The sequence below is a fragment of the Capnocytophaga sp. oral taxon 329 str. F0087 genome (genome assembly GCF_000213295.2).
Lineage (GTDB): Bacteria > Bacteroidota > Bacteroidia > Flavobacteriales > Flavobacteriaceae > Capnocytophaga > Capnocytophaga leadbetteri_A.
Map to the genome: position 1 here is coordinate 1 of NZ_KN390048.1, position 10,915 is coordinate 10,915.

At 39.8% G+C, this 10,915-nt stretch carries 9 protein-coding genes and 1 pseudogene; 4 read left to right on the forward strand and 6 right to left on the reverse strand.

Annotated elements, in window-relative coordinates; genetic code table 11:
* Positions 1–1,128: pseudogene (locus HMPREF9074_RS12455) on the forward strand (SusC/RagA family TonB-linked outer membrane protein); the annotation flags it as partial.
* A gap of 24 nt (positions 1,129–1,152) precedes the next feature.
* Entirely contained in the window at positions 1,153–2,634 is a 1,482-nt protein-coding gene (locus HMPREF9074_RS10370; RefSeq protein WP_009392621.1) for a RagB/SusD family nutrient uptake outer membrane protein, read from the forward strand.
* 139 nt (positions 2,635–2,773) lie between these two features.
* On the opposite strand, the gene HMPREF9074_RS10375 is transcribed toward HMPREF9074_RS10370, so the two are convergent.
* The 6 genes from HMPREF9074_RS10375 to mutL form a co-directional block, all read right to left on the reverse strand.
* The gene (locus HMPREF9074_RS10375; protein WP_009392620.1) at positions 2,774–4,480 is read right to left on the reverse strand and encodes a phospho-sugar mutase; all 1,707 of its coding nucleotides are present in this window, start codon (positions 4,478–4,480) and stop codon (positions 2,774–2,776) included.
* 65 nt (positions 4,481–4,545) lie between these two features.
* A complete protein-coding gene (locus tag HMPREF9074_RS10380) occupies positions 4,546–4,866 on the reverse strand; it encodes a hypothetical protein (protein ID WP_009392618.1) in 321 nt (106 codons plus the stop codon).
* Positions 4,856–5,080 (reverse strand): hypothetical protein, encoded by a 225-nt coding sequence (locus HMPREF9074_RS10385; RefSeq protein ID WP_034540657.1) that lies wholly within the window; start codon positions 5,078–5,080, stop codon positions 4,856–4,858. The genes HMPREF9074_RS10380 and HMPREF9074_RS10385 overlap by 11 nt, the downstream gene beginning before the upstream one ends.
* Positions 5,081–5,154: 74 nt before the next feature.
* Entirely contained in the window at positions 5,155–5,892 is a 738-nt protein-coding gene (locus HMPREF9074_RS10390; RefSeq protein ID WP_009392614.1) for a carboxypeptidase-like regulatory domain-containing protein, read from the reverse strand.
* Positions 5,893–5,911: 19 nt separating this feature from the next.
* Positions 5,912–6,661, reverse strand: coding sequence for a rhomboid family intramembrane serine protease (locus tag HMPREF9074_RS10395; RefSeq protein ID WP_009392612.1), 750 nt, complete (start codon positions 6,659–6,661; stop codon positions 5,912–5,914).
* Between the two features lie 15 nt (positions 6,662–6,676).
* Entirely contained in the window at positions 6,677–8,515 is a 1,839-nt protein-coding gene (mutL, locus tag HMPREF9074_RS10400) for a DNA mismatch repair endonuclease MutL (protein ID WP_009392610.1), read from the reverse strand.
* A gap of 214 nt (positions 8,516–8,729) precedes the next feature.
* On the opposite strand from mutL, the gene HMPREF9074_RS10405 reads away from it, so the two are divergent.
* Positions 8,730–10,193, forward strand: a complete 1,464-nt coding sequence (locus HMPREF9074_RS10405) for a S41 family peptidase (RefSeq protein WP_009392608.1) — start codon at positions 8,730–8,732, stop codon at positions 10,191–10,193.
* Between the two features lie 21 nt (positions 10,194–10,214).
* Positions 10,215–10,915: FAD-binding oxidoreductase (locus HMPREF9074_RS10410; RefSeq protein ID WP_034540654.1), on the forward strand; the 701-nt coding region annotated here is incomplete at its 3' end.

A 10,915-nucleotide genomic window follows, 5' to 3' on the forward strand; every position in this document is an offset into this window, starting at 1 on the left:
GTGAATACCTCTGTACCTTTGTACTATTTGAAATGGGAAAAAGCTACTACGCTAAACTTTGGTTTAGACCTTGGGCTTCTTAATAATCGTGTGAATTTCTTAGTAGATTATTTCATTCGTGATATCTATGATAAATTGGCAGACCAAAGAATTCCTATCTCTACAGGGTTCTCTTCAGTAAAAATCAATAATGGTACACTACAAAATAGAGGTATTGAAATAGAGGCTAACTTCAAAGTTATCAATACTGATAATATAAAATGGAATATAGGAGCTAACTTTACTCGTATTCGCAGTTTTGTGAAGAAACTTCCTAATAATGGTAATGATAAGAATCGTATAGGAGGACAAGAAATATGGGATCCTTCAAATCCTACCCAAACTATGTATGTAGGCGGTCGCCAAGAAGGTGAACGCGTAGGTGATGACTTAGTAGTAGGTTATCAGGATGAAGGAGTATATCATAACCAAGCAGAATTAGAAGCTGATAAAGATAGAAAAATTCAGTTTTATGCGGGTACTATCCCTGCTGCTAACAGAAAACCTATAGTAGGTGACACTCGTTGGAAAGATGTAAATGGCGATGGTATTATTGATAGCCGCGATAGAGTAGTGTTAGGTAGAACCACCCCTGATTTTATAGGAGGTTTTACTACTGATTTTACTTATAAAAACATTAATCTCTTTGTAAAAACAGATTATGCAGTAGGACACTTAATAAATAATGCTGTGCGCACTAGAGGTATTTCGCAAGTACAAGGTAATATGAACTGGACATCTGAGATAAGAGATACTTGGACACCTGAGAATCCTAATGCTAATATTCCACGTTATGACTTTACCGACCCTCGTGGTAACCATAAGGCTGGAGGTGAAGGACAATATTCAGCAAGCTCTCGTTATTGGGAGAAAGGAGATTATTTAGCTTTGCGCGAAATTACTCTTAGCTATAACCTACCAGGAGCTGCGGTGAATAATGCTTTCAAAGATATTCGTCTTTTTGTTTCAGGTACTAACTTGGCTTACTTTACTAAGTATACTGGTTATTCTCCTGAAAAAGGAGGTTGGGACAATGGACGTTTCCCTCTACCACGTAGCTTTACCTTTGGTATCAACGCTACTTTTTAAATAACTTTTAAATATTGAATAAAGATGAAAAGAAATATATTATTAGGACTCTCATTGCTTTTATTGGGAGCCTGTGAATTAGAAACACCTCCAGAAAGTGATCTTACTTATACAGGTTTTTGGAATAAAGAAGAGGCTGCTAAGTCAGTACACTCAGGCGTATATTCACGTTTTAGAGCTTATGGCTATACAATGTGGTTAATGGGAGAGCTTCGCTCTGATATATGGGGAGGTAAAGGTATTGAAAATGCGCATAACCAAGACCTATTTACTAATGATATCAACATTACCAAAGTGGCATTTAATAGCTGGGGAGGTTGGTATACTATGTTGCATTATATTAATGACTTTATTAAAAATGCGCCTCAGACTTCTTTCAGCAATGAAAATGAAAAGAAGAATATGCTAGCACAGATGTACGGACTCAGAGCCTATATCTATTATACTATGCTAAAGAGTTGGGGCGATGTACCTATCGTTACAGAACCTTTGCAAAACGTTGATAACTTAGCCGCGCTAAGAAAAGCTCGTGCTCCTAAAGCAGAAGTATTAGCTTTTATCAAGCAAGATATTCAAAGATCTTTAGATTTATTTAACGGCAATGAAAATTTCTACCGCGATAATGTATATTGGTCTAAACGCGCTACCCTTATTCTAAAAGGCGATGTGTTCTTGTGGTCAGGAAAAGTGTTAGGTGGTGGCACTGCTGATTTTACAGAAGCTAAAAATGCTCTTAGTCAAGTGTCAGGTTCATTAGTGTCTTATGATAAATTATGGGGTATTGATAATGAAAAGAATGCCGAATTTATCTTTGCTTTAGACTATAAGAAAGATGAAGCAGAGCACTTCTATAAAGTAACAACAGCGCGTAATACTGACGTTAAAGATATGTATGACGATAGTGGTAGAAAAATTTCATCATTCTTGTACGTAGAAGGTGGCAACTATCATTCTCCTTCAGAAAAGACATTACGTCTGTTAGATGATATAAAAGACCAACGCCGTGCTACATTCGTACGTGTTTATTCTGATAATGCAGGACATATACCTTTCAATACTACTAATTATTTGGGCTCTATACTATCAAAATTTGTAGGTAAGAATAACTCAGGTGATATAGTAAACGAAAATAATGTGCCTATTTATCGCTATGCTGATGTATTATTGCTATTAGCAGAGGCTAAAAATAACTTAGGTGAAGACCCTTCTGCAGAGATAAACCAAGTGCGTGCAAGAGCCTATGGTAGTAATTACAATGCTGCTACTTATGGTTATACCAATAGCACTAAAGCTATTAATGCTAAAGCCATTCTTGATGAACGTTACAAGGAGTTTATAGGAGAAGGCAAACGCTGGTGGGATTTACTACGCGCAGGAGATAACTTTGTGTATGACGAAGTAGCTTCAATGACTTCAGGAGGTACTAGAAAGAATATTTACTTGCCTATTTCGCCATCTATGATAGCTGATGATAAAACACTTGTTCAAACAGAAGGTTATAATTAATCTTATACAAAGATAAAGATTTTAGCTTTATTGAAATGAAAACAGAGCTCCTTAGTACTAAGGGCTCTGTTTTCTGTTTTATGAAAAAATAAAGCCTCTGCGCTTTAGCGCAGAGGCTTTATTTATTTGCGATAATATGCTATTGTAGTTTCAATTCTTCTACTATCTTCTTAATCTTACCGTCTAATACCTTTTGGGTTTCTTCAAAAGCTGCTAAACCGCTGAGGGTAGTGTTTACGCTGAAGTAGAATTTGATTTTAGGTTCGGTACCGCTAGGGCGCGCTGCTATACGCGTACCTTTGTCAGTGTGGTATATCAGTACATTCGATTTTGGTACCTCAATTTCTTCTACTTTGCCAGTAAGAGGGTGGAATGCCTTAGATGACTGATAATCGCAGATAAGAGTTACCTTTTCACCATTGATTTCCTTAAGCGGATTTTCGCGCAAGTCTATCATCATTTGGGCTATTTCTTGTGAGCCTGAAATACCTTTCTTCACTAGCGAAATGAGGTATTCTTTATAGAAACCATACTTAGTATAAGCGTGTAGCAATTCTTTGTAGAAAGTACTGCCTTTGGCTTTGGCATCGGCAGCTATCTCGCAAGCTAATAGGGTAGCGGTTACAGCGTCTTTATCGCGTACAAAATCACCGACCATATAACCAAAACTTTCTTCACCACCGCCTATAAAAGTAAGCTCAGGGAAGTCTTTTATCATTTTGGCAATCCATTTGAAGCCTGTCAGACCTTCTTTATATTCTACTTTATAAGCATCGGCAATTGCTTTTACCATAGGAGTAGAAACAATAGTAGACGCTACAAATTCATTGCCTTTGAAGCCTTTTTTGCTTTGATGAGCTAAAAGGAAGTCGGTCATCATAACCATTGTTTGGTTTCCGTTTAATAGTACCATTTTACCATTAAGGTCGCGTACGGCTATGCCTATACGGTCGCAGTCAGGGTCAGTACCGATAACGATGTCAGCATTGAGCTCATCAGCTTTTTTAAGAGCTATAGTTAGCGCTTCAGGTTCTTCAGGGTTAGGCGATTTCACTGTAGGGAAATTGCCGTCAGGTACTGCTTGTTCTTCTACAATATGCACATTGGTATAGCCTGCGCGTTTGAGTACTTCTGGTACCATAGTGATAGAAGTACCGTGCAATGAAGTAAATACAATCTTAAGGTTTTCTTTATGGGCTACTTTGAAGTCAGCGTGCTTAATAGAGGCTTCGGCAAAAGCATTGTCAAGCTCTTTATCGATGTAGTGTATAAGGCTCTCATCAGCATTGAACTTAATGTCTTTGAAGTCGATAGCATCGATAGCTTTCATTATCTCGCCGTCTTGTGGGGGCACTGTTTGTCCGCCGTCTTCCCAATATACTTTATAGCCGTTGTATTCTGGTGGGTTGTGCGAAGCAGTAAGTACTATACCCGCTTGGCAACCTAAGTAACGCACAGAAAATGAAAGCTCTGGAGTAGGGCGTAGGTCAGAGAAGAGGAATACTTTGATGCCGTTAGCAGCAAATACATCGGCTACTATTTTGGCAAATTTCTTAGAGTTGTTGCGACAGTCGTGAGCGATAGCTACTTTTATTTCTTTATTAGGGAACGACTGGTGGAGGTAATTGCTCAAACCTTGAGTATTTTTGCCGAGCGTATATTTATTGATACGATTCGTACCGATGCCCATAATACCGCGCATTCCTCCGGTACCAAATTCTAAGTTTTTGTGGAAAGCCTCATTTAGTTCATCAGGATTACCATCGATGAGGGCTTGTACCGTAGCTCTGGTTTCTGCATCAAAAGTGTCAGAAAGCCACGTTTTAGCTGTTTCAATACTTTTCATAAAATCAAATTTATTATAAGCTAGTAGTTGCTGCTACTAGCGTTGTTTCCAAAATATTTAGTAGCTTAATTCAAATTAAGGACTGAAATTCTTCTTTCTAACTTATTAGGGTTGTCTTTCTGATTTATAACTCCTATAATCCAAATTTTAAAAAGGTCTTCAACAACTACGAAATAAATAGCAAAATGAAATCTTTTTGTAAAATAAACTCGTATTTGTTCTGTTTCTTTTCGGAAAGAAAAAGGGCGACTTTTTATCTCTTGAATATAGTCATAAACTTCCTCATATACTTCAAAGCCTAAGTTATTTTTGATATTATTGTAAAAAATAAGTATTTCTTCTAAATCTATTTCAGCTTGACGATGAATCATTAATTCAAAATCCATATTTAGCTCTCATTTTTTTGTCGAAGTCATTAAAACTACTTCCTGCACTCTCAGGATTACACTTAATTTCATCAATTCTATTTTCAAGCAACTTTAGATACTCATTAGGTGTTGCTCTTGGCTCTTCATAATCAAAATCAATGTCTCTCTCCTCTAAAAAAGAGGTTAAAGCTGATTTTTGAGCTTCATTTTTTGGATATACTAATACACACATAATTTTCTCTTCTATTTTCCTCAGCAAAGATACAAATAATATTTGAATTAGCAAATTTGTTAAGTAGCAAATTTTTAATTTTCTAACTCTTTAATTGACGTGTCGGCTAATTTCTTGTACTCGCCCCACGCCTCAATGAGTAGAAACTCCATTGGCTTATTGTCTTTTTTTCGTACTAAATCGTGAAAATCAGGGCGCTCCATTACAAAATAGGCCAAAACATTTATCTCTTCTTCATTCAGTTTGAGGTCTTTTTTCATAAAATCGCTTAGGTGCGCTACTATGTACTCGGCTACTATCAAATTCTTTTCGTTAGCAACTACTTTTTTGAGTATTTTGGTTTTTCCTGTGATAGCATTCACAACCAAATCAATACTCAATACTCCGCTTCCGCTGTGGGTAGCGCTGTAAAGGCGTTTCTCGGCAAAGGTACGTTCTATGGGTTTGTGCTGTAATATACCCAAATCTTGCGCCGTAATCTTGCGGTACTTTGATACTTCTACCCCCTCTAACTGATTGATATCCTCTTTCATAGCGATGAGTATCCCCGAAAAACCAAAATCGGCTTTCACTACTTTGTGAAAGGTAGTTTGCATCCCTACGTAGCTAATCTTTAGCGTGCTGTTTTCGCGAGCACTGAGGCTAAAATAGCCATTAGCATCGGTGGTGGTTATCGCATTGTTGTGCATATTGAGCACATGCGCCCCCACCAGCGGAATGGTGTCGTGCATAACCCTGCCGTGTATAGTCGACTGCCCCTGAGCCGTTAGCCCCCAACAACTTGCTATGATTAAGAAATACAAAAAACGCATAGTAATTATGAATTTTCAATTAATTAAAGCTTCTTTTTCGCCAAAAGAGCATTATCAGAAAGCCTACAAGGGCACCCCCTACGTGAGCAAAGTGAGCGATATTACCTCCGAAAATAGGGGTGCCGGTAACCCCTGAAAAGAGGTCTAAAGCCACAATGATTGGTATGAAATAGCGTGCTGCAATAGGGTAGGGCACAAAGAAAAGCATTAGCTTAGCATTTGGGAAAAACATTGCAAAAGCTACTAAAATACCATAGATAGCCCCTGAAGCCCCCACAGTATATGACACAAGAGTGTCGTACATACTTTTGTAGGTACTGTAATTGATGATATTACCCCATTCGGGCGAGTATTTGCCTTCGCGTATGAGTCCGATAGTCTCTTCGGCTGGAATGCCTACCTCGGCTAAAGCATTTACCGCTTGGTGTACGTAGTAATAATTAACTCCTGTTTGTAGCAAGGCCGCCCCTATACCACAAGAAAAGTAGAAAAACAGAAACTTATTACGCCCCCATATATTTTCGAGTGGTGTGCCGAATGCCCACAGCGCATACATATTAAAAAGCAAATGGAAGATACCCCCGTGCATAAACATATAGCTGAGGTACTGCCACCAATGAAAGGAAGGCATTTCGTAATAATGCAGCGAAAACAAGTACGTCAGATTTGTCTGCGGCAAAAATAATCCCTTTTCATTCAATACCATAAGGACTAAAACCAAAGTATTGATAATAATGAGGTGTAAAACTGTTTTTGATATTCGTTCCATATTTTTCTTGATAAGTTAATTAACCAAACGGTCTATTTCATTTACTGACAAGTTGTAATAAATACGTTTTCCAAAAGGCGAAATTAATACTTCTTGACAACTAAACAAATTATTTATCAAACTTTCTTGTTCCTCTTCACTGAGCGCCTGTCCCGTTTTGATGGCTAAACTCTTGCTGAGGGTCTTTGCAAAGGCTTCTTTTTGAGTGTTTTCGGTAGTAGGTAATAGCTCGATGTGCTGCTGAATAAGTTCGTTGAAAATATTAGGTATCTGACTGTCTGTCAGGTGTAAAGGAATGCCGCTAAGCACTATTTTGTCATCTTCGATAGCAAACATAAAGCCTATGCTCTCGAAGAGAGTTTGCAGCTGTGCTATCACCTGCAATTCGTGTGCCGAAAAGGAAAGCTCGTAAGGGAACATCAGCTGCTGACTGGCAGTGTGCGTCCTCTCCAAACTCTTCATAAATCCCTCGTACAGCACGCGCTGGTGAGCCCTGTTGCTGTTGATGATAATCAGTTCGCCCCCCAAAGTAGTGATGAGGTATTTTTTAGCCAAACTGATGATTTTCTTACCCTGAGGCTTAGCAGGTTCAGCCTCGAACAGCGTGCTTTCTACCGCCTCAGCAGTCGTATTGATAGCCGACTCGATACCGGTATACAGGCTTTCCCATTGGGCGGTTTTTTTCTGAAAACTGAAGCTATTGCCGCCCCCACCACTGCTGCTTTTTACTGCAGGTGTTTCCATCTTAAAAGGATTGAAGTCGGGGTCTACCTCTATTTTAGGGAAAGACGGCTCTTTATCCTTGTACTGATAAGGAATATCGAAAGTAGGGTCTTTAGTAAAATCGAGGGTAGGAGCAATGCTAAACTGCCCCAAACTGTGCTTTATTGCCGACTTTAGCAGGGCGTAGATGCTGTGCTCTTCTTCAAATTTTATTTCAGTTTTGGTAGGGTGTATGTTGATGTCGATAGTAGCAGGGTCTACCTCTAAACAAATGAAAAACTCAGGCTTTTGGTCAGGGCGTATCAACCCCTCGTAGGCAGCGGTGATAGCGTGGTTGAGGTATTGGTTCTTCACGAAACGATGATTAACCATTAAGAATTGCAGTTGCTTGCTCTTAGGCAGGTACTCAGGTTTTACTATAAAACCGCTGATTTTTACCACAGGAGTATCCTCGCTGATGATAGGTACTAATTTTTCGTTAGTACGTCCGCCAAACAGATGCACGATGCGCTGACGGAAGTTAGCAGGGGGCAGGTTATACAGCTCATTGCCGTTGTTGTACAGATAAAATTGAATAGAGGGGTGTGCCAAAGCTACTCGGTGAAACTCATCGAGTATATGGCGCATCTCTACACTATCGCTTTTTAGAAAGTTGCGGCGAGCAGGTATGTTGAAAAATAGGTTTTTCATCGCTATACTTGTGCCGTTATTGCACACACAAGGCTCTTGTCGGGTTATTTTGCTGCCTTCTATATGTATTTCGGTACCTAATTCGTCCTCTTGGCGCTTGGTTTGCATCTCAATATGGGCAATAGCTGCTATTGAGGCAAGAGCTTCGCCTCTGAACCCCTTAGTTTGTAGCTGAAAAAGGTCTTCGGCGCGCTGTATTTTGGAGGTAGCGTGCCTTTCAAACGACAAACGCGCATCGGTAGTGCTCATACCTATACCATTATCAATGACCTGCACGAGGGTTTTGCCCGCTTCTTTTATAAGAAGTTTGATGACGGTAGCCTTAGCGTCGATAGCGTTTTCCATCAGTTCTTTTACTGCCGATGCCGGACGCTGTATCACCTCGCCAGCCGCTATTTGGTTTGCTACGTGGTCGGGGAGTAATTTTATTATATCTGACATATTTTTTGATTAGCAAATTAGAAAATTAGCAAATTAGAAAAGCAGAAAAAATCCTTTATATCTTACCTTTACTTTGGATATACTTACACTATAGGATCACCGAAGGATCACCGAAGGATGAGCCTCTAATCTTAGTACATCTAACCAGCTAATTCTTATAAAAATTTGTGCAAATATAAAAAAAGTCTTACTTTCGCAGAAAAATATTTTGAAAATGAAGCATTTATTTATCTGTATATTAGTCGCTATTAGTTTGATTTCTTGTGTTAAAGAAGTTGAAGAACAAATAGTTACGGGCTCTGACTACATAGGCTCTGACACTGATTTGCGCATACGCGACTTTATATGGAAAGGACTTAATCAGTACTATTTGTGGCAAGAAGAGGTTAGCAATCTGCAGGACAATCGTTTCGGAAAACTCTCGACTACTAAAGCAGAAAAGAACACTGATTATACTAAATTCCTTAAGAGTTTCGGCAGTCCTGAAGCTCTTTTCTACAGAGGTTTGCTCAATAGATACAAACAAATAGACCGCTTTAGCTATATCACCGATGATTATGTGAAGTTAGAAAACCAGTTCAAAGGTATTTCGGCAAGTACAGGTATGGACTCTCAGTATGTATTGATGAGGAATGGGGTTAATGCTGCGGGCTTTGTGAATTATGTGATACCTAATTCCGATGCCGATAAACAAGGCCTGAAAAGAGGTGATATCTTCCTCACTATCAACGGGCAGCGCATCACGAAAACTAATATAAACGAACTGCTGAAGAACAAAACCTATACTATTGATATTTATCGTATCGACCAGCAAGGCATATTGCAGCCTACAGGGCATACCGTTACGCTACACAACACCGAAACGCCAGAGAACCCTGTGCTGATAAAAAAGGTTATCACACTTGGGCAGCATAAGATTGCCTACCTGATGTACAACGCTTTTATAGCTAATTATAACAAGGAACTGAATGAGGCTTTTGCCGAGTTTAAGGCGGCAGGAGCTACTGACTTAGTACTCGACTTGCGCTACAATGGCGGGGGGAGTATAGATACAGCGGTATATTTGGCATCGATGATAGCAGGGCAACACCAAGGGCAGCTTTTTGTTAAAGAGAAATGGAATACTAAGATGCAAGCCGCAGCCAACTTGCAAGGGGCTACGGTGCAGTATTTAACCGATAAGATGAAAGACGGTACCCCCATACACAGCTTGCAGCTTTCTAAGCTATACGTGCTCACTACCGAGCGTACTGCTTCTGCTAGCGAATTGGTAATTAACGGCTTGAAGCCCTATATGCCTATAACACAAATAGGACAGACTACGGTGGGCAAAAACCAAGGGTCTATCACTATTTATGATTATATAGACAAAGCTGGAAAAGTAAAGAACCCTAAGCACAAATGGGCTATGCAGCCTATAGTGCTCAGTATAGAGAACTCTAAAGGCTTTAGCGATTATACTAAGGGGTTAGTGCCCGACATACCGATGGAAGAAGATTTAGCTAACATTGGCACACTCGGCGACCCTACTGAACCTTTCTTAGCTGAAGCTATAGCGCAAATAACCGGTAGCCGTAGCACAGCCCAGAGCCGCAGACCCAGTACTACTCCTTTCTCTTATGAGGTTTTGACAACCTCTAAAGACGCCTATTTCGGGTATAACGAAATGTATAAGTAAAGACAAAAGACAAAAAACGAAATGAATAAACTTTACGAACTTAAAGTTGCTAAAATAACACACCTTACTACTTCATCGGTGATGATTACCTTTGAAGTGCCTGACCTCTTGCGCAAAGTTTTTAGTTTTGAGGCAGGCGAGTACCTCACCCTACAGCAAACTATCAATGGAGAGAAAGTGCGTCGCGCTTACTCTATCTGCTCAGGCGTTAATGAAGGTGAGCTGAGTGTGGCGGTGAAACGCGTGCCCAATGGGGTGTTTTCTACCTACGCTACCCAAGAACTCAAAGAGGGTGATACTATAGAGGTGATGCCCCCGATGGGTTCATTTGTGTTCTTCTACGATATTTTTGGTAATAGGGATATTATGCTCTTCTCGGCTGGTAGTGGGGTAACCCCTATGATGAGTATTGCCAAGACGGCTTTGGCGATGACACAAATAAAAGTAGTGTTCGTCTACGGTAATAAGTCGAAAGAAGAAACCTTGTTTTTTGATGAGATTGAAGCTCTAAAGGAGCAGTACCCTGAACGTTTCAAGGTGCATTACGCCTTTAGTCAAGAGCCTTGGGGCGACCACTATACGGGGCGTATCAATGATGAGATAGTAAATGAACTATTTGAAAAATATAAAGACTTCAACTGGGGGCGCTATTACGCTTGTGGGCCTACCCAATTAGTGAAAGACCTGCGAGAGATGCTTTTGCTAAGAGGTATAGATAAAGA